Source organism: Rhodovulum sp. ES.010, from assembly GCF_900142935.1.
In the GTDB taxonomy this organism is placed as follows: Bacteria; Pseudomonadota; Alphaproteobacteria; order Rhodobacterales; family Rhodobacteraceae; genus Rhodovulum.
In genome coordinates, this window is the sequence record NZ_FSRS01000001.1 from 3,389,890 (window position 1) to 3,408,613 (window position 18,724).

20 protein-coding genes, 1 tRNA gene and 1 riboswitch are annotated in these 18,724 nt (G+C 68.7%); of the genes, 10 read left to right on the forward strand and 11 right to left on the reverse strand.

The genetic code is table 11. The features are described from left to right. Nucleotides 1–19: 19 nt before the first annotated feature. The 8 genes from BUR28_RS16725 to BUR28_RS20205 are packed head-to-tail and all read right to left on the reverse strand — an operon-like array spanning nt 20 to nt 7,211. The gene (locus BUR28_RS16725; RefSeq protein WP_074221161.1) at nt 20–1,750 is read right to left on the reverse strand and encodes a proton-conducting transporter transmembrane domain-containing protein; all 1,731 of its coding nucleotides are present in this window, start codon (nt 1,748–1,750) and stop codon (nt 20–22) included. Further along, nucleotides 1,750–3,246 (reverse strand): complex I subunit 5 family protein, encoded by a 1,497-nt coding sequence (locus tag BUR28_RS16730; protein ID WP_074221162.1) that lies wholly within the window; start codon nt 3,244–3,246, stop codon nt 1,750–1,752. The genes BUR28_RS16725 and BUR28_RS16730 overlap by 1 nt, the downstream gene beginning before the upstream one ends. Beyond that, nucleotides 3,243–4,739 carry a complex I subunit 5 family protein gene (locus BUR28_RS16735; protein ID WP_074221163.1) on the reverse strand — a complete coding sequence of 499 codons (1,497 nt, stop codon included), beginning with the start codon at nt 4,737–4,739 and terminating at the stop codon, nt 3,243–3,245. The genes BUR28_RS16730 and BUR28_RS16735 overlap by 4 nt, the downstream gene beginning before the upstream one ends. Continuing rightward, nucleotides 4,732–5,022 carry an NADH-quinone oxidoreductase subunit K gene (locus BUR28_RS16740; protein ID WP_074221164.1) on the reverse strand — a complete coding sequence of 97 codons (291 nt, stop codon included), beginning with the start codon at nt 5,020–5,022 and terminating at the stop codon, nt 4,732–4,734. The genes BUR28_RS16735 and BUR28_RS16740 overlap by 8 nt, the downstream gene beginning before the upstream one ends. Beyond that, a complete protein-coding gene (gene mbhE / locus BUR28_RS16745; protein ID WP_074221165.1) occupies nt 5,019–5,981 on the reverse strand; it encodes a hydrogen gas-evolving membrane-bound hydrogenase subunit E in 963 nt (320 codons plus the stop codon). The genes BUR28_RS16740 and mbhE overlap by 4 nt, the downstream gene beginning before the upstream one ends. Further along, a complete protein-coding gene (gene mnhG, locus BUR28_RS16750; protein WP_074221166.1) occupies nt 5,978–6,277 on the reverse strand; it encodes a monovalent cation/H(+) antiporter subunit G in 300 nt (99 codons plus the stop codon). Before mnhG ends, mbhE begins: the two co-directional genes overlap by 4 nt. Beyond that, nucleotides 6,277–6,537, reverse strand: coding sequence for an MrpF/PhaF family protein (locus tag BUR28_RS16755; RefSeq protein WP_074221167.1), 261 nt, complete (start codon nt 6,535–6,537; stop codon nt 6,277–6,279). Before BUR28_RS16755 ends, mnhG begins: the two co-directional genes overlap by 1 nt. Beyond that, nucleotides 6,534–7,211, reverse strand: a complete 678-nt coding sequence (locus BUR28_RS20205) for a Na+/H+ antiporter subunit E (protein WP_175566968.1) — start codon at nt 7,209–7,211, stop codon at nt 6,534–6,536. Before BUR28_RS20205 ends, BUR28_RS16755 begins: the two co-directional genes overlap by 4 nt. 286 nt (nt 7,212–7,497) lie before the next feature. Between BUR28_RS20205 and BUR28_RS19630 the strand changes: the two genes are divergently transcribed. Further along, a complete protein-coding gene (locus BUR28_RS19630) occupies nt 7,498–7,869 on the forward strand; it encodes a hypothetical protein (RefSeq protein WP_074221168.1) in 372 nt (123 codons plus the stop codon). A 734-nt stretch (nt 7,870–8,603) separates the two neighbouring features. Here BUR28_RS19630 and BUR28_RS16770 read toward each other — a convergent pair. Beyond that, nucleotides 8,604–9,602: a DUF2333 family protein gene (locus BUR28_RS16770; RefSeq protein WP_074221169.1), complete on the reverse strand. Its 999-nt coding sequence runs from the start codon at nt 9,600–9,602 to the stop codon at nt 8,604–8,606. A gap of 179 nt (nt 9,603–9,781) precedes the next feature. On the opposite strand from BUR28_RS16770, the gene BUR28_RS16775 reads away from it, so the two are divergent. The 4 genes from BUR28_RS16775 to BUR28_RS16790 all read left to right on the forward strand — a co-directional run bounded on the left by BUR28_RS16775 (nt 9,782) and on the right by BUR28_RS16790 (nt 13,301). Further along, entirely contained in the window at nt 9,782–10,300 is a 519-nt protein-coding gene (locus tag BUR28_RS16775) for a sigma-70 family RNA polymerase sigma factor (protein ID WP_074221705.1), read from the forward strand. An 11-nt stretch (nt 10,301–10,311) separates the two neighbouring features. Further along, nucleotides 10,312–11,121 carry an anti-sigma factor family protein gene (locus tag BUR28_RS16780; RefSeq protein WP_074221170.1) on the forward strand — a complete coding sequence of 270 codons (810 nt, stop codon included), beginning with the start codon at nt 10,312–10,314 and terminating at the stop codon, nt 11,119–11,121. A gap of 240 nt (nt 11,122–11,361) precedes the next feature. Next, nucleotides 11,362–11,573: riboswitch (cobalamin riboswitch) on the forward strand. Nucleotides 11,574–11,872: 299 nt separating this feature from the next. Beyond that, on the forward strand, nt 11,873–12,040 hold the full coding sequence (locus BUR28_RS20845) for an AraC family transcriptional regulator (protein WP_371441603.1): 168 nt from the start codon (nt 11,873–11,875) through the stop codon (nt 12,038–12,040). Between the two features lie 79 nt (nt 12,041–12,119). Continuing rightward, on the forward strand, nt 12,120–13,301 hold the full coding sequence (locus tag BUR28_RS16790) for an IS5 family transposase (RefSeq protein ID WP_074221171.1): 1,182 nt from the start codon (nt 12,120–12,122) through the stop codon (nt 13,299–13,301). A 945-nt stretch (nt 13,302–14,246) separates the two neighbouring features. Here the strand turns inward: BUR28_RS16790 and BUR28_RS16795 are convergent. Beyond that, nucleotides 14,247–14,321, reverse strand: a tRNA-Thr gene (locus BUR28_RS16795). A gap of 88 nt (nt 14,322–14,409) precedes the next feature. On the opposite strand from BUR28_RS16795, the gene BUR28_RS20215 reads away from it, so the two are divergent. The 3 genes from BUR28_RS20215 to BUR28_RS16805 are packed head-to-tail and all read left to right on the forward strand — an operon-like array spanning nt 14,410 to nt 16,309. Next, on the forward strand, nt 14,410–14,562 hold the full coding sequence (locus BUR28_RS20215; RefSeq protein WP_175566970.1) for a hypothetical protein: 153 nt from the start codon (nt 14,410–14,412) through the stop codon (nt 14,560–14,562). Next, a complete protein-coding gene (gene murA, locus BUR28_RS16800) occupies nt 14,562–15,830 on the forward strand; it encodes a UDP-N-acetylglucosamine 1-carboxyvinyltransferase (protein ID WP_074221172.1) in 1,269 nt (422 codons plus the stop codon). The genes BUR28_RS20215 and murA overlap by 1 nt, the downstream gene beginning before the upstream one ends. After that, a complete protein-coding gene (locus BUR28_RS16805) occupies nt 15,827–16,309 on the forward strand; it encodes a DUF2948 family protein (RefSeq protein WP_074221173.1) in 483 nt (160 codons plus the stop codon). Before murA ends, BUR28_RS16805 begins: the two co-directional genes overlap by 4 nt. A 16-nt stretch (nt 16,310–16,325) precedes the next feature. Here BUR28_RS16805 and BUR28_RS16810 read toward each other — a convergent pair whose 3' ends face one another. After that, on the reverse strand, nt 16,326–16,727 hold the full coding sequence (locus BUR28_RS16810; RefSeq protein WP_074221174.1) for a c-type cytochrome: 402 nt from the start codon (nt 16,725–16,727) through the stop codon (nt 16,326–16,328). 204 nt (nt 16,728–16,931) lie between these two features. Here BUR28_RS16810 and hisD point away from each other — a divergent pair, with 204 nt between their 5' ends. Then, complete coding sequence (gene hisD, locus BUR28_RS16815) at nt 16,932–18,242, forward strand: histidinol dehydrogenase (RefSeq protein ID WP_074221175.1); 1,311 nt, start codon at nt 16,932–16,934, stop codon at nt 18,240–18,242. Beyond that, nucleotides 18,239–18,724: a UPF0262 family protein gene (locus tag BUR28_RS16820; protein WP_074221176.1), complete on the forward strand. Its 486-nt coding sequence runs from the start codon at nt 18,239–18,241 to the stop codon at nt 18,722–18,724. Before hisD ends, BUR28_RS16820 begins: the two co-directional genes overlap by 4 nt.

Here is an 18,724-nt window from a genome sequence, read left to right on the forward strand (position 1 = left end):
GGTGTGAGCGTGGTGTGGGTCAGGGGCCGCGCTGTAAGGCGGGCGGCGCGGCGGTCGCCGGGTCGGCGGCGACGAGATGCTGGATCCCGTCCATCGCAAGGATGGCGAGCAGAAGCGCCGCGATGCCGGTCTGGCCGAGCCGCCGCGCACCGATCCAGGCGTCGAGGGCGGGGGGCAGGCCGTTTGCCTGCCGCACAAGGGCGCGTCGCCGGCGGGCCAGCGCGTCGCTGCCCCGTGCCGCGGCACGCTGGGCCGGGGCGGTCAGCGAGGCCAGGAAGGCGCTCCACCCGACGCGGCGCGTGTGCGCGATGACCGCCGCCGAAACGGCAAGGACGGCTCCGGCCAGGAGCGGCCAGGCCGGGCCCGGCGCAGCCCCGGCGATCGGCTGGGCGAGGCTGCCCGCAAGGGGCGGCCAGACCGCGGGGAGCGCCGCGACCCCGAGCGCCAGGAGACCGACGGGCAGCACCAGCGCCTCGGCCTCGACGCGCGCGGGCGCGGCCGGCGGTGCGCACCAGAGTCGCACGAAAAACCGCGCCATCAGCAGCGTCGTGGCTACGCCCGAGAGCGTCAGCGCAAGCGTCATCCAGGGCAGCCACAGGGCGGGCCCGGCCCCAAGGGCCGATTTCAACGCATCCTTGCCGAGCCCGCCGGAGAACCCCGGCAGTCCCGCTAGGATCAGGGCGGGCAGGAGAAGCGCCGCCGTCACCGTGATCCGCCCGGTGCGGCTGCGCTGTGTCGCGAAGGCGCCCGTGCCCAGGAACAACCCCGCCTTGGCAAGCGCGTGATGGGCGGCCAGGAATGCCAGAACCGGCAGCACGGCGCCCCAGGCGTCCGGTGCCATCAGCGCCATGCCCAGGCCAAGGGCGACGATCCCCATCTGGCTCACGCTCGAGAATCCGAGCACCGTCTTCGGGCAAGGCTCGCGCGCGCCCAGCAGCAGCGCCGCGAAGATCGTCACAAGCCCCGCCGTGGTCACTACCACACCGAGATCCGCATAGGCCGCGCCGCCCACCGGCACCGTCACCGCAATCCCGAAAAGCCCGGCTTTGATCATCGCCCCGGAGAGAACGGCCGAAGCCGGCGCCGGTGCGGCGCCATGGGCGGGCGGAAGCCAGAAGTGCAGCGGCATCACACCGAGCTTGATGCCGAACCCCGCCAGCAGCAGCGCGACGGTCCCCTCCGAGAGCGTGGCCCCGCGGAGATCGGCCAGCATCAATGAGCCGGTCTCGGCCGCGGCGAGCGCCAGCCCGGCGAAAAGCGCCAGTTCGCCGGCCATGACGAACCCGATGTAAAGCCGCGCCGCGACCAGAGCCGCCCTGCTGCGCGCGTGCAGCACGAGGCCGTAGGACGAAAAGCTCATCAAAGCGAAAAACGAGTAGAAGCTCGGGGCATCCAGGGCGAGAAAGAGGCTCAGATTGCCCGTCATGGCCAAGAGAAAGCACAGGCCGAAGCCGGTGGCGCGCGGATCATCGGCCATCCACACGCGCGCCGCCGCGGCCGCTGCCGTCCAGACCAGCGCCGCCGGGATCAGGAAGAGCCGCGCCGTCGGATCCAGGCCCAGGACGGCCCCCAGGATCAGCCATTTCTCCTCGACAGCAACCGTCTCTGGTGCGAACAGCGCCAGCGCAAGTGCGGGCAGGGGCGCGAAGGGCATGGCCCTCCAGACCACCCCGCGGGCGGGCGCGATCGTGAGCGCAGCCGCAAGAAGCAGCGGCGTTCCGATCGCGGCGGTCAGGGCAAGCGCGGGCATCAGAGACCTCCGGTGAATTCGCGGGCGACGATGAAGCGCGTCCATTCCAGCGTGCTCAACGGCGAGCCCGCCAGAAGGCCGATGGCCACGACGAATCCGGCGGTGATCATCGGAGGCGCGGCCAGCCATGGACTGATCCGCGGCCGGGCCGGGGCGCTGGCGGCCTCGGCGGGCGGGTCGCAGAACCAGGCGCGGTGCAGGAGCGGCAGGAAATACGCCGCGTTGAGCAAGCTGGAGCCAAGCAGCAGGGCGATCACCCAGTCCTGCCCCGCCGCTATGCCTCCCTGCGCGAGATACCATTTCGAGATGAACCCCGCGAAGGGCGGCAGCCCGATCATCGCCAGCGCGGCCAGCGAAAACGCCGCCAGGGTGCCGGGCATGGCGCGGCCGACCCCGTCCATCTGGCTGACCTTCTTGACGCCCAGCCCTTCGGCCAGGTTGCCCGCCGCCATGAACATGGTGATCTTCATCACGCCCTGGTGGATCAGGTGCGCCAGCGCCCCGATCGCGGCGACGGGCCCCGCCAGCGCCACGCCCAGCGTGATGTAGCTGACCTGGCTGACGGTCGAATAGGCGAGGCGCGCCTTGATGTCGTCCTGCGACAGCGCCCGCAGCGAGCCGTAGATGATGGTCACCGCCGCGGCCGCGATCAGCGGCCCGGTAACGTTGAGGCTTTGCGCGAGCTCGATGCCGAACACCTCGTAGACGACACGGATGATCCCGAAGGCCCCCGCCTTGACCACGGCGACGGCGTGCAAGAGCGCAGAGACCGGCGCGGGCGCGACCATCGCGATCGGCAGCCAGCCGTGGAACGGCACCAGCGCCGCCTTCACGCCGAGCGCTGCGATCAGCAGCACGAAGAGCGCCTGTGCGGCCCCGGGTCGTTCGGCCGCGACGTCGGCCATCACGCCGCCGGGCACGAAATCCGTCGTGCCCGCAAGGCCCCAAAGCGCCAGCGTGCCCAAGAGCAGCGCCAACCCGCCCGCCAGCGTGTAGATCAGATAGATCCGCCCCGCGCGCAGCGCCGCCGCGGTGCCGCGATGGATGACCAGCGGATAGGTCGCGATCGTCAGCAGTTCGTAGAACAGCAGGAATGTGAACAGGTTGCCGGCCATGGCGATGCCCACGGTCGCGGCGACGCAGAGGCTGAAGAAGCCGAAGAACCGCGCCCGGTGCGGCCCGCGCTCCAGGTAGCCGACCGAGTAGACCGTGGTGATCAGCCACAGCACCGCCGACAGCGCCACGAACATCAGCGCCAGCGGATCGGCCTGCAGATGCAGGTCGAGACCCGGCAGAACGCTCAGGCGCAGGTCGTAGACGACGCCATGGGTGGCCTTCCAGGCCAGCCAGAACACCAGCGCCACCTTTACCCCGGCGACGGCAAGGTTCAGCCCGGTGCGCAACCGCGCGCTGCGCTCGGGCAGGGCCAGCAGCACCGGCGCGGCGCCCAGCGAGGTCAGGAGGATGACGAGGGGCAGAAGCGGCATGTCGATCATGGAGTCACTCCGAACGGGCGGCCGAGGTCGAGGACGGCAAGGATGGGACCGGCGGCGAGGCCGAGGCCCACGGCCAGGCCCGCCAGCGCGAAAGGCGGCGCATCGGCCAGCGCCCAGCCGCGATGCTCGTCGAGCGGCGCGCGCACCCGGTCGAAGCGCAGGAAGCCGGTGAGTGCGCGGGTGAAATAGGCGACGCTGAGCAGCGTTCCGGCCATCGTCACCGCGACCCAGTGCCAGTTCCCGGCCATCATCGCGCCTTCCATCAGCGACCACTTGCCGATGAAGCCCAGCGAGGGCGGCAAGCCGATCAAGCTGATCGCGGCCAGCGCGAAGGCGAGCTGCGCCAGCGCCGGGCGCACCGCGCTCCGGTCAAGCTCGCTGATGCGGTCATGGCCGATCACGTCCTTGATCCGGCCGGCGGCAAGGAACATCGCCGCCTTGGCGATCCCGTGGGCGAGGATCAGGAGGGTCGCGGCGCGCCAGCTTTCGGACAGCCCCTCGGGGCCGGCGCGGGCCAGCGCGATGAAGATCAACCCCATCTGCGCCACCGTCGACCAGGCGACCAGCAGTTTCAGCCGATCGGCCCGAAGCGCCTGAATGCCGCCCCAAAGCACCGCGCCGGTGCCGAGAACGCCCAGCAGCGTCAGCAACGTCTCGTCGGGAAATGGCCCGGCCTCGGCCAGCCGCAGCAGGATGTAGAGCCCGGCCTTGACGACCAGCGCCGACAGCAGCGCGCTGGCGGGCGCGGTGGCGTTGGCATGCGCCTCCGGCAGCCAGAAATGCAGCGGGAACAGCGCGGCCTTCAGCGCGAGTCCGACAAGCAGCAGCGCAAAGGCCGCCGATAGCGCCACCGATGGCTGTGCATCGGCGAGTCCGGCGAAATCGAGCCGCCCGGTCTGGAGGTAGACGAAGCCGACACCCAACAGCATCATCAGAGCGCCGAGAAGGCTCGCATACATGTAGGCCAGCCCCGCGCGCAGCGCCGCAACCGTGCCGCCCAGCACCGCCAGCCCCACGGCGGCCAGCGAGATCACCTCGAGCATGACGTAGAGGTTGAAGAGATCGGCGCTGAGATAGACTCCGTTCATCCCCGTGAGCAGCAGCAGGCAGAGCGGCCAGAAAAACGCCCGCTGGCGCGACATCGGCTGACCCTCGGCGCCGGGATCGTCCGCAGGGCCGTCCTTGCCCGCAAAGGCGGCCAACGCGCCGAGGCCCACGGCTAGGGCGATCAGCGCGGTCAGGCCCAGCATCGCCAGTGCCAGACCGTCGGCCCGCAACTCGATCCCGAGCGGCGCCCCCCAGCCGCCGAGCGGCACGGAAACCGCCCCGGCCTGCACCACGGCGTGGCCCACCGCCGCGATCGCCGCCGCGGTGGCGACCACCGTCCCCAACCCGATCCCGGGCGCGCCGCGCGGGAGCAGGAAGGCCGCGATCGCGCCGAAGAGCGGCAGCAGGATCGCAAGCGTCATCGGGTCCGGCAGGACATCAGTCATCGGTTCTGGCCTCGAGGCTGTGCAGACGGCGGATCAGGGCGAGCGCCACGGCTGTGGCGCTGACCATCACGACGATGCCGGTGATCACCAGGGCGTGCGGCACCGGGTCGGCGGCGGCTGCGGGGCCGCGCCAGGCGGCGGCGACCAGCACCATCCCGGCGCCGACCGAGCAGAGTTGCAGCGCGATCACGCGGCGCATCCGGTCGATTGCGCCCAGCACGCCCATCAGCCCCAGGCCGAACACGGCAAGACCCGCAAGTCCGTATATCGTGGCTTCCGTCATCTCTTGCTCTCCACCTGGGCAACCGCGACCGGCTCGCGGCCATGGAACAGCGCGGCCAGGGTCGCGGCGATCGAGATGGTCACCATTGCTTCGATCAGCAGGATCAGGGTCTTGGCGTGCGCAGGCGGATATTCGAATGCCGCCCGTCCCGCCCCCGCGATGCCCAGCGCGACGACGGCAAAGACGGCCGTGCCCGCGACGAAGGCGCCGCGCGCCAGCGGGCGGTGGCCGGGCACGGGCCGGTATTGGCGCGACAGCAGCGCCAGCACGGCGACCGCGGCCAGCACCGCGCCGGCCTGGAAGGCGCCGCCGGGCACCTCGGCCCCGATCCAGAGCAGATAGCCGCCTGCGATCACGGCGACCGGCAGCGCGACGCGGGCAAAGCCCTGGTAGACGTCCCCCAGCGCCGGCACAGGCGCATCTGCCAGCCCGCGTTCCACCTGCCAGACGACGATCACGGCGGAGAGCAGCACTACCACCTCCATCAGCGTGTCATAGGCGCGGAAGTTCAGCAGGACCGCCGTCACCGGATGCGAAACCCCGCTTTCGGGCATGGCTGCGGCAACCTGCGCCTCCAGCCCCGCCCCGCCCTGCGGCGCGCCGAGAAAGGCGAGCCCCAGCGCAGCCGTGGCAAGCCCGGCGAGCACGGCGTTCATGCCAAGCGTGGGGCGGTGGGCGGCCGCGGCAACGGGCGCGTCGGCCTTCGCGGACAGGGCCCCGCCCCGCAGATGGGCAAGCGTCCGCAACAGGATCGCGCCCGTGATACCGGCGCCGATGGCGGCCTCCGCCAGCGCCACGTCGGGCGCCACGAGCCGCGCCCAGGCGAGCGCCACCAGCATGCCGAACACGACGAAGGCGACGATCATCGCGAAGGCATCGCGCACCAGAAGCGTGGCGGCGGCAAGCCCGACGATGGCCGTAGCCAGCATCAGGTCGAAGGCGAGGAACAGGCCGGTCATGCGCGCACCTTGAGCACCAGAGCCCCGGCCCGGCGCGCATGACGGGCCACGAGATGTCCGCCCGTGGCGCTGGCCAGGGCGACGAAGGCCCAGATCAGAACAATGCGCAGCGTCTCGCCCCAATCCGGCGCGGCGATGGCGGCGCCCAGGCAGATCAGCGCAAGACCCATCCCGTCGGCCTTGGTCAGGGCGTGCAGACGGCAGAACACGTCGGGAAAGCGCAGCAGCCCGATGGTGCCGGCGACGAAAAAGCCCGCGCCAAGGGTCATGAGGACGGTTCCGGCAAGCTCGAGCATCACCGCCCCCTCCGTGCCGAAAGCGCAACGTAGGCGACGAGCGTGACTGCGGCGAGCAGCGCCATCACAAGCGCCACGTCCAGCAACGCGGGCATCTCCTGTATCCGTGCCAGGACAATCGTGATCGCCACTGCGGCTGTTCCCAGAAGTTGCGCCGAAAGCATCCGGTCGGCGTCCGAGGGGCCGCGGATCACGCGCCATAGGCCGCCGAGCAGGCTGGCCAGGAGAACGAACAGAATTGCTGCAAGGATTTGGCTCATTTCGCGGTCTCCGTCAGATTGCGACTGTCGGTGGGGACATCGGGCAGCGCGAAAAGGGCGCGCACCCGCGCCTCGAGCGGAGCGAGTTCGGCCTCGAGATCGCTGTGCTTGTCGAGCATGTGCACCTCGATGCGATCATCGACGATCTCGGCCGAGAGCGTGCCCGGCAGAAGCGTGATCGCGTTGACGAAGACGAGGCGGGCGGCGCCGGGCGGCAGATCGGTTTCGTAGCTGCGAAACCCGGGCGCGAGCGGCATCCGCCACGCCAGCGCACGGCCGGCCACGTCGACCGACCCGCGCGCCGAGGCCACGGCGAACCACACGACGAAGTCCAGTGCCCCCTTGATCGAAAGGCGCCACGCGGGTGCCGCCGGAAAGCTCATCGCGAGCGCCGTCGCCGTGGCGACGGCAGGACCGCCGAAGACCCAACTGGCAAGGTCCGAACCGGTCAGCATGCCCCAGATCAGGGCAAGGGTCCCGGCCGTCAGGAACAGCTTGCGCCAGCCGCGGCTCCCTGTCCGGTCCGGCATCCCATCGGGGTCGGCCATGGCGGGCACGGCCTCCTGCGGACGCGCCGTGAAGGGCAATACGGGTGTTGACGAGACCACGTCCCGCGCGTCGCGAATGGCAGTCGGCATATCCTCGGCCCGGCGCAAACGGTCTGGCTCGCGCATGTCGTCCTCTCCATCGGCGGGAAGCGTTCCCGATACGCTGCGGCGGTGGCGGGGCTTGCGCGCGTCGCGCCGTGAGCGTGGGTGTCCCTGTTGTCGCGCCGACATCCCGTCGCCGCAATCCACCAAAGAACGCGCGAGGCAGCCGCTTAATCCCCGCAAAACGACGACAATCGGACCCGCGGCCTGGCAATTCGTGCCAGATCGGACCTGCCTTGCAATTTGTTCGGCGCGCGGGATTAAACCGGCGCCGAAGGCGTTTGTCGGACATCCAGTGAAGGAGGATGCCATGACGCACACCGAAACGACTCCCGAGAAGACCGAAGCGCCGGCGCAGGACCGGCTGGCCAAGCTGCGCGGGTTCTGGCGCGGCAGCCTCATCGAATCCGTCGCCGCGCTGCACTATCGCGATCCGGCGGCCTATGACGAATGGCTGGAGTCGCGTGACATTGTCGTGATAACGGCGGCGCTTTCGCGCCTGTCCGATCGGCAACTCGACCGGATCGGGCTCAATCGCGAGACCCTCGTTCTCGACGTCGAGAAGATGATGGAGATCAGCGCGCGGAACAGTTCGATCGTCAGCGAGGCGCTGGAGATCGTGGAGAAGAGCAATAACGCGCGGGATCAGCGCGAGATGGCTCACCAGGTGGCGGCCGAATAAGGCAGAGGCCCGAGCCGACTTGCGACGGGAGCCAGTGCCCGGCCCCTTGCAGACGAACCCGAGGAATGCGCGCCCGGTCACAGAAGCGCGCATTTCTTTTGTCTTGCTCTCGCGGTACCTGCATTTGAGGGATCCCCGGCGAGGGAAAACGTTGCTTCAAGACCGGAAACGGTGGTGACGCGGAACACATTCCCGCTCACGGAGGCGCACCGGAGGAGGATCGACCGGCGGGTTCCGCTTCGGTTTCCCGACTGCGGTCTGGGCGGTGCGGACACGCTTTGTTCCGTCGGTGCGATGGTCTGCTGACCCGCAAGGCTCAGGCCTTGAGTGACCTTCCGGCGGAGTTTGGGCCCGGGAAGGCCACGCTCGGCCGGTTCCGCGGCGCGCGCCTGACCGGACCATCAGAGAGGCTGTCACGGCTTTGAACGCGACGCCGGCCTCGAACGCGCGCCCGTCGACCGGACATCTCGAAAAAGCCCTGAAGGCCAAACGACCGGCCGCGCCCGTGGCGGATTGATGATCCGGGTTGGCGCGCCCGTTCGCGATGCGACGTGAACGAAACGGAGGGCCGAATAGCGGCCTGGGTCTTTCACGGGCCTCAAATGCACGCGCGGTCTCACTGCGAGGTTCCGGCAGACTTTGGTTGGCCGCGCGACGGGGTGTCTCCATGCAAGAAGACGCCGCCCCGGCCATGGCTCGGGGCGGCTCAAGGCGAATACGCCTCATCAACCGGCTTAGCGCGTGTTACGCAGCACGCGCACCACTTCGTCGAGCTGCAGGAGCGCGCGTTTCATGTAGAATCCCTGCAGGTGCAGGTGGTTCGCGAAGATGCTGCTCTCGCCCGAGGAATTCAGCACCGCGAGCGGACGTTGTGTCGCCGCCTGCCGCAGACTGTCCAGTGTCTGCGCCCAGACCGCCTCGATCCCGACGGTCGAGATCACGCGGTCGAAATCTCGGCCCAGTTCCCGAACCAGCAGATAGGTCGCGTAGCTGAGCCCCTTGTTGAAATAGAAGATGTCGTCGGACATCCCGTCGATGAGACCCGCGCCCTGCTGCGTGTGCTGTTCGATGACAGCTGCCCGTGAGCCGAGTTCGCCGATCATGCGCTCCAGGGTCAGAACGAGCGCGTCCGGCCGCGTCTCGAACGCGGCATGACCGGCCGCCACGCGCGCGTTGTAGGCGCGCAACGCCTCCGCCGCCGCGCGATACTGGCTGTCGGCCGGCTGAACCGGCAGGAAGGACTGCTGGAAATCGAACAGCCAGATATCGGTCGGGAATTGGAGCAGGCCGGCCGCCCGCTGGAGGTCGAGATCGATGGCCGAGGTGCCGTTAAGCCGGCCGATCTGGGTTTCGAGTTCGAGCGTGAAGCGGCTGACCGCCCGCATCACGCCGCGTTGGTAGTTGGCCATGTTGTCGTGAAAGGCGGTCGGGTAGAAGACCGGATCGTTCGGCGCCCAGCGCAGCGTATCCACCTCGCGCTCGATCAGGGAGGCGAGCATGTCGACGGCGTGGCTGCCATTCTCCGCCTGGACCGTCGGCATGAAGTCCGGGTCCGCATCGATGCGCTGCAAGGCCGTCCCGAAGACCCCGAAATAGAGTACGACCGCCGTGACTATCATCAGCGAAGTGCGCTTCAAGATGGTCTTGGGCTTCCTGCCGAAGACGATGCCCGAAAACGAGCCGTGCGCTCCGTCTTCGCGTCTCTCCGAGCGAATGATCAGGTCGTTTGCCATCTGGTCCTCCTTGATTGGCAAGGGCTGGGGCAAGGCGTTGCACCGGCGCAATCTGTTCACCGCTAACGACGCGCCACCCGGCGATTTCATCCCGGCGGCAACGAAAGATGCGTCTCCGGACGATTTCTTTCGACCGCGGGGGATGAAATCTGCCGCTCGCGCGTATGTGGTTCGAAAAGATGGAGGACCACGTGCTGCCAGGATCACCGAAGTCGGAAATTCGGACACACATCGCCAGCTTGCGCCGCTACGCGCTGGTTCTGACACGCGACCATCACGAGGCGGAAGACCTCGTGCAGGAAACGCTGGTCAAGGCGATCGCCAAGGCAGACACGCTGCATCCCTCGAGCGACCTGCGCCCTTGGCTGTTCCGCATCATGCACAACACGCATGTCAGCGGGCTTAGGCGCGCCCAGGTGCGCAAGGCCGCCGAACCCGACCTGCCCGAACCTGTAACGCCCGAGCGCCAGCACCGGCATCTCGAGCTTCAGCAGGTGCTCGATGCGCTTGAACAACTGCCCGAGGCGCAGCGCAGGCCGATCATCCTCGTGGCCCTGGAGGACATGAGCTACGCGGAGGCCGCCCGGAGCCTGGACGTGCCGCTGGGCACCTTCATGTCCCGGCTCGGCCGCGGCCGGCAGGCGCTGCGCAACCTGCTCGGCGAGGTGAAGCGCAGCAAGATAAGTCTTGTTTCATGAGGGACGATGACATGAACACCGACCAAGATATCCATTCCGAGGCCGAACTGGCGCTCGATCCCGAACTGCATGCCTTCGTCGATGGGAAACTGTCACCCGAGCGCATGGCCGCGGTCGAAGCGCGTTTGGTTGGAAACGCGGCCGATCGAGACGCAGTCGCCGGATGGGCGCGCGACCGCGACCTGATCCGCGAAGCGGCGGCCGCGGCCGACGACCGTCCGTCCGACATGCGCACCGAGTTGCTGGGCCGCGAACTCGAGCGCCGTATCCGCACGGCCCGGCTGCGCGGGTTCGTCATGCGGCCGGCGCTGCGGCAGGTCGCGGCAAGCGTTGCGATCTTCGTCGCGGGCTGGGGCGGTCACGCGCTCTACGTGTCCGATGGGGGGCCGTCGGCTGCGGGCCAGCCCGGCTTTGTCACGCAAGCCGCCATGCTGCACACGGTCTATGACCAGAGGGGCATCGAGGAATTCGATGTTTCGGAAGACAGGATGCAGGCCTCGCTTGCCTGGTTGTCCGACCAGATGCAGCGCAAGATCGAAAGTCCACGGCTCGAAGAGCTGGGCTTGCGTGTGATTGGCGGGCGCCTTGTGGAGGGCGAGAACGGCCCGCTCGCGCAGTTCACCTACGAGGAGATCGATGGCGGTGGCCAGATCACCGTGGCGATGAGTCCGCATCCCGAAAGCCAACCGTTTTATCCATATGCCGTGCAGTCGGTCTCCGGGCGATCCGTGGCTTATTGGACCAGCGACGGCATGGACTTCGCGGTCATCGGAGAAAGCGAACCCGCGCGTCTTGCCACGTTGGCCGGTGCAATACGCTGAGCGTGCAGCGCTGCACGTCCAGGGATCGCAATGCGGCCTCACCGGGTGGGCTCATTCGCCCGCTGCGGCCGGCGCAGAAAGTGCGCGGCCTTTCGGAGCCCACGCCCGGGGCGGCGGACGCGATGAACCGGGTCTCGGCGGGGCGATCCACGAAACGGGGTGGACGGCCGCGCACCGGGGTGCGCGGCCGTCTGTGGTATCCCAGGCGCACGGTTTTCTTCGACAGGGCGGTCGCGGCTTTCTAACATCGCCCAAGATGGTGCGCGGGCCCCGTGCTGCGGATGGGCGCGTGAAAAGGGAACGCGGTAGGGCACCTGTCCCGAAGCCGCGGCTGACCCCGCAACTGTATATGGCGCGCGGGTCCGGAGATGCCACTGGGCGATATGCCCGGCAAGGTCCGGACAGGCGACGACCCACGAGCCAGGAGACCTGCGATCTGCTTGGTGTCGAGAACGGGCGGGGTGCCCCGGGGGACACGGTGCAGATCGACCCCGGCCACCGGAACCATCCGCTGCACCATGCCACGGCCCCCCGCCGCCCAAGACGGAGACCGCGTGGATGCTCTCGACCGAAGTCCTTCCCGCACGGCGCGATGAAACGGGCGTTTTCAGGCTGGCGTATGTCAGCCGGTCCTGTTGCGACCTGAGCCGGTCCGAGGTGGAGCAGCTCGCCGCCGCATCGGCCGACGCCGGTTTTCCGACTGGTCGATGCGGGGCGGTCCTCCTGGGCCCGATGGCTGCCGGCGGTTCCGGTGGCCCCGGCGCACAGGAGGTCGCGCGCGCCTTTGGCGCCGCCGCCCGGCTCCACCTGGCGGACGGGCTCGGCGGCCCGGTCGCCGCAGACGTTCTCGCGGGCGTTCTCGAGAGCATTCGGTCAGACCCCCTCGGCATACCGGGCGAACACATCTCGTCAGCATTAGCAGGCTGCTGAAAAACCTCGCTCTGGACGTCGGTTGAGGGACGTGATTCACCCCTTGGGCGGTTGCCGGAGGGGTTGGGATGCGGGGCGCGGACGAGACGGGCGGGTCGCTGTTCAGCTATGTTGACATCGAGGCGCGGATCCCGGCGCGGCATCCGTTGCGGCAGATCCGGCGGGTCGTGAACGAGGCTTTGGCCAGCCTCGATGCCGAGTTCGAGACGCTCTACGCCCCGGAGGGCCGGCCCTCGATCCCGCCGGAGCGGCTGATCCGGGCGAGCCTTCTACAGATCCTGTTCTCGGTACGCTCGGAGCGGCAGTTGATGGAGCAGATGGATTACAACCTCATGTTCCGCTGGTTCGTGGGCCTGGGGATCGACGACGCGGTCTGGGTCCCCACCGTCTTCACGAAGAACCGTGACTGGCTGCTGACCACCGACATGGCGCGCAAGGTGATGGGCGCGATCCTGGCTCACCGGGAGGTCGCACCGCTGCTGTCAGACGAGCACTTCTCGGTGGACGGCACGCTGATCAAGGCCTGGGCTTCCATGAAGAGCTTCCAGCCGAAGACCGAGGGCAGCCCGCCCGGCGCGGACGGGCCGGGTGACCCGCCGGGGGACACCGATCAGGATACCAGCCCCGACACCGCCCCTGCCCAGCCCGAAGCCGAGACCGTCCCGATGCCCAGCCCCAGCCGCCGCCACCGCAACGCCGAAGTCGACTTCCGCGGCGAGAAGCGCTCCAACGCCACCCATGCCTCGATCACCGACCCCGACGCGCGGCTGTTCCGCAAGTCGCAGGGGACGGGCGCGCTGCTCTGTTACATGGGGCATGCGCTGATGGAAAACCGCAATGGCTTCGTCGTCCAGGCCGACCTGACCCGCGCCGATGGCCATGCCGAACGCCGCGCCGCGCTCGACATGATCCACCGCCATTCCCCCGGCTCGACCCGCCGCCTCACGCTGGGCGCCGACAAGGGCTACGACAGCGCAGATTTCGTCGCCGATCTGCGACAGGCCCACGTCACGCCGCATGTCGCCCAGAAGGCCCGACACTCCGCCATCGACGGCAGAACCACCCGCCACCCCGGCTACGCCCTGTCCCAGACGCGCCGCAAGAAGATCGAAGAGCCCTTCGGCTGGGCCAAGACCGTCGGCGGCATGGCCCAGACCGTATACCGCGGCCTCGACCGCGTCGCCGCCCGCTTCACCTTCACCATGGCCGCCTGCAACCTCGCCAGACTGCCGAAGCTGCTGGCCGCCTGACGCCAAAGGCAGGGCCGAGACCAAGCACACAGAACAGACGACGCCGGCCTCACGGGTGAGGGTCAGGGAAATCCGTCCGGCCGCAAGAGAATTTCAGCGGCCTGTTAGGCCCGTCGCTCGGAGCCGTTGGACTGAAAGGCGCTCAATGCCGCGCTCTGAGACCCAGCGGGGACGGAAGAGCGCGAAGCCGTGGCTTTTCTGCCGGTTGGGCCCGCCGAGGCTGACGCGCCTTACCAACGCCGGGTGTCGCCGCCGCACCGAGATGAACGTTGCACGCTTCCGGCAAGCCCGGCTCGATTGTCGAGGGCGCCCAATTCAGCGATTGCCGCGGCCGTCGCTGTCGGTCGGGGCGACGTCAGAGCAGCCCCTCCACCCAGTTCGCCACGATCAGCGCCGGCACGCTGTCATGCGCACGCTTGGCGTCGCGGTCGCCGTAGCACTGACGCGGCAGAACGGGCGAAGGAAGCGCTTTGCAGGTACTTCTGTTCGTTGAAGTCGCACTTTCGTTGCGGGTCTCGATTGCGGCACGTAGGCTATAAAAACCTCTCAATCGCGCAGCTTAAAAATACATCAAAATCAAGCATTTAATAGGGAGGCCGCCGAGGTGCGGCCAATAGGTCTGGAAAATACCAGCCCTGAGAGACCGTTTTCGCCCCTCCTGGCATCAAGGCCAATTAACGGCCCCATTCGCATAACCCTCGAAAACAATGAGAAAATCCGGCCGCAGCCGGACGGGAGAACGCTTTCGCGGGGGCAAGTGGCGGAGGGGACGGGATTCGAAGACCAGGGCTCTGTCCGGAGGCGGACCGGCCCGCGCGCAGGCGATGGTCGAGTTGCAGGCAAACATACTGTCCGGCCAAAGTCATACAGGTGAGCGGTAGGGTGGACAGGCCTCACCCTTGTTCGGCCATCACTTCTAATTTGAAGTGCTTTCCGAATTTCTGGTGGTGCCGCAGGGGAGGATTGAACTCCCGACCTCACCCTTACCAAGGGTGCGCTCTACCACTGAGCTACTGCGGCCTTCGCGTGGGCGGCTGATTAGACGCAATCGCCCCCCGACGCAAGCGCTATCTGGACGCAATTTTCCCCCTGCGCTAGACAGGACGCCATGAGTGAAAAACCCCCGAAAACCAGCGCGGGCAAGGGGGGCGAGACCCGCGAAGACCGCCTGAAAAAGGCGCTCAAGGCGAACCTCGCCCGGCGCAAGGCGCAGGCAAGGGCGCGCGGGCACAAGGCCGACGGGCAGAAAGAGCAGGGCTGATGGACCAGATCATGATCCGCGGGGGCGCGCCGCTTCACGGCGAGATTCCAATCGCGGGGGCGAAGAACGCCTGCCTTGCGCTGATGCCCGCGACGCTGCTGACCGATGCGCCGCTGACGCTTACCAACGCGCCGCGGCTGTCCGACATCCGCACGATGACGGCGCTTCTGCAATCGCTGGGCGTCGAGGTCTCGTCGCTGCACCGGGGCAAGGTGCTGGCGCTGTCCAGCCACGACCTGACCGGGCAGCGCGCCGATTACGACATCGTGCGCAAGATGCGCGCCTCGATTCTGGTGCTGGGGCCGCTGCTGGCGCGCTGCGGCCGGGCCGAGGTCTCGCTGCCGGGCGGCTGCGCCATCGGCGCGCGGCCGGTGGACCTGCACCTCAGGGCGCTGGAGGCGATGGGGGCCGAGCTGGAGTTGCGCGACGGTTACGTGCATGCGCGAACGCCCGGCGGGTTGAAGGGGGCGGTTGTGGAGTTCGAGAAGATCTCGGTCGGCGCCACCGAGAACGCGCTGATGGCCGCGACGCTGGCAAAGGGCACCACGGTTCTGAAGAACGCCGCGCGCGAGCCCGAGATCGTGGATCTCGCCCGCTGCCTGCGCGCCATGGGCGCCCAGATCGCCGGCGAGGGCACCGGGGAGATCGAGGTTCAAGGCGTCGAGCGCCTGGGCGGCGCGACCCACCAGGTGGTCGCCGACCGGATCGAACTGGGCACCTACATGCTGGCCCCGGCGATCACCGGGGGCGACGTCACCTGTCTGGGCGGCAAGCTGGAACTGGTGGCGTCCTTCGCCGAGAAGCTGGAGGAGGCCGGCGTGTCCTGCGAGGAGACCGCGCACGGCATCCGCGTGACCCGCAGGAACGGCCGCGTGGCGGGTGTGGACGTGGCCACGGCGCCCTTCCCGGGCTTTCCCACCGACCTGCAGGCGCAGATCATGGCGCTGCTTTGCACCGCCGAGGGCGAGAGCCGGCTGGAAGAAACGATCTTCGAGAACCGCTTCATGCATGCCCCCGAACTGATGCGGATGGGCGCGCGGATCGACGTGCAGGGCGGCGTGGCGACGGTGACGGGCGTCGAGCGGCTGAAGGGCGCGCCGGTGATGGCGACCGACCTGCGCGCCAGCGTCTCGCTCATCCTCGCGGGGCTCGCAGCCGAGGGCGAAACCATGGTGAGCCGGGTCTATCACCTGGATCGCGGCTATGAGAAGGTTGAGCAGAAACTTGGCGCCTGCGGCGCGCATATCGAGCGGGTGAGCGGAGAATGAGCCAGGACGCACGTTTCGAGGACGGGGCCGACCGGCCGCTGCACCTGCTGGCGCTGGGCGAAGACGATCTCGCCGTGATCTCGGCGCTCACGCAGGACGCGGTGTTGCCCGTGACCGAGATGCGCTGGGACCGCCGCGGCCGGCGCTTTGCGATGCTTCTCAACCGCTTCCGCTGGGAGGACCGCGCCACCGCGGACCGCCGCGACCGGCCCTATCAGCGCGTCCAGTCGGTGTTGACGGTCGAGGACGTGCTGGGCGTGGCGGTGCAGGGTGTCGACCGCAGCGACTCCGAACTGGTCCTGTCGCTCCTGTCCGTCGGCTTCGAACCCGGCGCCGAGGGCACCGGCCGGGTGCTGCTGACTCTGGCCGGCGACGGGGCCCTGGCGATCGACGTGGAATGCCTCGAGGTCACGCTTCACGACGTGACGCAGCCCTACGAGGCGCCGTCGGGCCGGGCGCCGCGCCACCCAGAGGGCTGACACCGGCCGCCGTCTGTCACTTCTGGATCGACTGCAGGTATTGCGCCAGCGCGAGGACGCGTCCGCGCACCACCAACTCGGCCCCGTAGTCTCCGGCCTCCGGTGCGGCCTTGGCCTTGAACCGGTCGCCCCAGATCGGCATGGGTTCGCCATGGCCGCGCACGCCGGTCCGCCCGTCGATGATCTGGATCACCTCCAGCATCGGGAACGCGCCGTCATTGGCGGCCGCAAGCCCCGTGAGGTCCGGCATCGGCACGTTGATCAACTCGGCCAGCGGCCCGTCGCCGAGGCCGGAGTCGCCGTGACAGGACGCACAGGCCTGCACGTATTCCTCCTTGCCCACGTCCTGGGCCAGTGCCGGGCCCAGCGTCAGCGGCACGGCAGCCAAGGCTGTATATATGAATCCGGTGCGGGTCATCTCGTTTCCTCCTTCCCCTGCGCCGCGACGATACTGTCAAGACGGCGCACTTGTCGTGCTTCTGGCAACGATCCGAGTCTACAGGGACCGGACGTCCCCACGCATTGACGGCGCACAACGGCCGCGCCGCGCGCGGCCGTTTGGGGTGTTTCCCCTGCGGGCAATTGCCGCTACACAATCCGCGACACGCGTATGAGGGACGACATGCCCCAATTTCTCGACAGCAGCTCCGCGACGTTCGAGGCCGAGTTCGAGGCCCTCCTGGGCGCCAAGCGCGAGGACAGCCCGGATGTCGACGAGGCGGTGGCCGCGATCATCGCCGATGTGCGCGCGCGCGGCGACGCCGCGGTGATCGAGTTGACCCAACGGTTCGACCGGCTGGCGCTGACGCCCGAGACGCTGGCGTTTTCCGAGGACGAGATCGCGGCGGAATGCGCCAAGGTGCCCGCCGCCGAGCGCGACGCGCTGGAACTCGCGGCCGAGCGGATCCGGGCCTATCACGTCCGCCAGATGCCCGAGAACGCGCAATGGACCGACCCGGAGGGCGCGACGCTGGGCTGGCGCTGGACGCCGGTCTCGGCGGCGGGGCTTTACGTGCCGGGAGGGCTGGCGAGCTACCCATCCTCGGTGCTGATGAATGCGCTACCCGCGCAGGTCGCCGGCGTCGAGCGGCTTGTGATCTGCGCGCCCACGCCCGACGGCAAGGCCAATCCGCTGGTCCTGCTGGCGGCAAAGCTGGCGGGGGTGAAGACGGTCTACCGGATCGGCGGCGCGCAGGCGATCGCCGCGCTGGCCTACGGGACGGAAACGATCCGGCCCGTGGACAAGATCACCGGCCCCGGGAATGCCTATGTGGCGGCGGCCAAGCGCCGGGTCTTCGGGCGCGTGGGCATCGACATGATCGCCGGTCCCTCGGAAATCCTGGTGATCGCAGATGGCGACAACGACCCCGATTGGGTTGCACTGGACCTTCTCAGCCAGGCCGAGCATGACGAAAGCGCCCAGGCGATCCTCGTCACCGACGATGCCGGGTTCGGCACAGCGGTGGCAAAGGCCGTGGAGCGGCGGCTGGACACGCTGGAGCGCCGCGCAATCGCGGGGGCGAGCTGGCGCGATTTCGGCGCGGTCATCAAGGTGCGCGACCTGGGCGAGGCGGCCGAGCTGTCGAACCGGGTCGCCCCCGAGCACCTGGAATTGTGCGTGGCCGATCCCGAGGCGCTGGCCTCGCGGATCACCCATGCCGGCGCGATCTTTCTGGGCCAATGGACGCCCGAGGCCATCGGCGACTATATCGGCGGGCCGAACCACGTGCTGCCGACCGCCCGCTCGGCCCGGTTCTCCTCCGGCCTCAGCGTCCTCGATTTCATGAAACGAACAACCGTGGCGCAGATGACGCCAGCGGCGCTGAAGGCGATCGGCGCCGCGGCCGAGACGCTTGCCATCTCGGAAAGCCTTGAAGCGCATGGCCTTTCGGTTCGCGCCCGGCTGGACCACCTGAACGAGGACGCGTCATGAGCACCGCCCGTCTTGTCCATGTCGAGTTGGACGATTCCAACCTTCCGCCGCCGACGCCGGAGATCGAGCAGGAGCGCAAGGTCGCGCTGTTCGACCTGCTGGAGGACAATTCCTTCGCCCTGCCGGGGCGCGAGGGGCGGCCGGCGCCCGAGGGGCCCTATCGGCTGACGCTCTCGATCCGCGAGAAGCGGCTGGTGTTCGATGTCCGCACCGACGCGGGAGAGCCCGCGGCCGAGTTCCACCTTGCGCTGTCGCCGTTCCGGCAGGCGGTCAAGGATTACTGGCAGATCTGCGAAAGCTATTTCGACGCGGTCAAGCGCCTGCCGCCCAGCCAGATCGAGGCGATCGACATGGCCCGGCGCGGCATCCACAACGAGGGCGCGCGCATCCTGCAGGAACGTCTCGACGGCAAGGCGGAGCTCGACATCGATACCGCCCGCCGGCTCTTCACCCTGGTATGCGTCCTGCATTACGGGGGGTGA

What these genes read in the sequence shown, in the direction of transcription:
- BUR28_RS19630 (WP_074221168.1), top strand. Translation starts at nt 7,498, where the DNA reads ATGACGCACACCGAAACGACTCCCGAGAAGACCGAAGCGCCGGCGCAG.
- BUR28_RS16770 (WP_074221169.1), bottom strand. Translation starts at nt 9,602, where the DNA reads ATGGCAAACGACCTGATCATTCGCTCGGAGAGACGCGAAGACGGAGCG.
- BUR28_RS16775 (WP_074221705.1), top strand. Translation starts at nt 9,782, where the DNA reads ATGGAGGACCACGTGCTGCCAGGATCACCGAAGTCGGAAATTCGGACA.
- BUR28_RS16755 (WP_074221167.1), bottom strand. Translation starts at nt 6,537, where the DNA reads ATGAGCCAAATCCTTGCAGCAATTCTGTTCGTTCTCCTGGCCAGCCTG.
- BUR28_RS20215 (WP_175566970.1), top strand. Translation starts at nt 14,410, where the DNA reads ATGAGTGAAAAACCCCCGAAAACCAGCGCGGGCAAGGGGGGCGAGACC.
- BUR28_RS20205 (WP_175566968.1), bottom strand. Translation starts at nt 7,211, where the DNA reads ATGCGCGAGCCAGACCGTTTGCGCCGGGCCGAGGATATGCCGACTGCC.
- BUR28_RS16805 (WP_074221173.1), top strand. Translation starts at nt 15,827, where the DNA reads ATGAGCCAGGACGCACGTTTCGAGGACGGGGCCGACCGGCCGCTGCAC.
- BUR28_RS16790 (WP_074221171.1), top strand. Translation starts at nt 12,120, where the DNA reads ATGCGGGGCGCGGACGAGACGGGCGGGTCGCTGTTCAGCTATGTTGAC.
- murA (WP_074221172.1), top strand. Translation starts at nt 14,562, where the DNA reads ATGGACCAGATCATGATCCGCGGGGGCGCGCCGCTTCACGGCGAGATT.
- BUR28_RS16810 (WP_074221174.1), bottom strand. Translation starts at nt 16,727, where the DNA reads ATGACCCGCACCGGATTCATATATACAGCCTTGGCTGCCGTGCCGCTG.
- mbhE (WP_074221165.1), bottom strand. Translation starts at nt 5,981, where the DNA reads ATGACCGGCCTGTTCCTCGCCTTCGACCTGATGCTGGCTACGGCCATC.
- BUR28_RS16780 (WP_074221170.1), top strand. Translation starts at nt 10,312, where the DNA reads ATGAACACCGACCAAGATATCCATTCCGAGGCCGAACTGGCGCTCGAT.
- hisD (WP_074221175.1), top strand. Translation starts at nt 16,932, where the DNA reads ATGCCCCAATTTCTCGACAGCAGCTCCGCGACGTTCGAGGCCGAGTTC.
- BUR28_RS16735 (WP_074221163.1), bottom strand. Translation starts at nt 4,739, where the DNA reads ATGACTGATGTCCTGCCGGACCCGATGACGCTTGCGATCCTGCTGCCG.
- BUR28_RS16725 (WP_074221161.1), bottom strand. Translation starts at nt 1,750, where the DNA reads ATGCCCGCGCTTGCCCTGACCGCCGCGATCGGAACGCCGCTGCTTCTT.
- BUR28_RS16730 (WP_074221162.1), bottom strand. Translation starts at nt 3,246, where the DNA reads ATGATCGACATGCCGCTTCTGCCCCTCGTCATCCTCCTGACCTCGCTG.
- BUR28_RS16820 (WP_074221176.1), top strand. Translation starts at nt 18,239, where the DNA reads ATGAGCACCGCCCGTCTTGTCCATGTCGAGTTGGACGATTCCAACCTT.
- mnhG (WP_074221166.1), bottom strand. Translation starts at nt 6,277, where the DNA reads ATGCTCGAGCTTGCCGGAACCGTCCTCATGACCCTTGGCGCGGGCTTT.
- BUR28_RS16740 (WP_074221164.1), bottom strand. Translation starts at nt 5,022, where the DNA reads ATGACGGAAGCCACGATATACGGACTTGCGGGTCTTGCCGTGTTCGGC.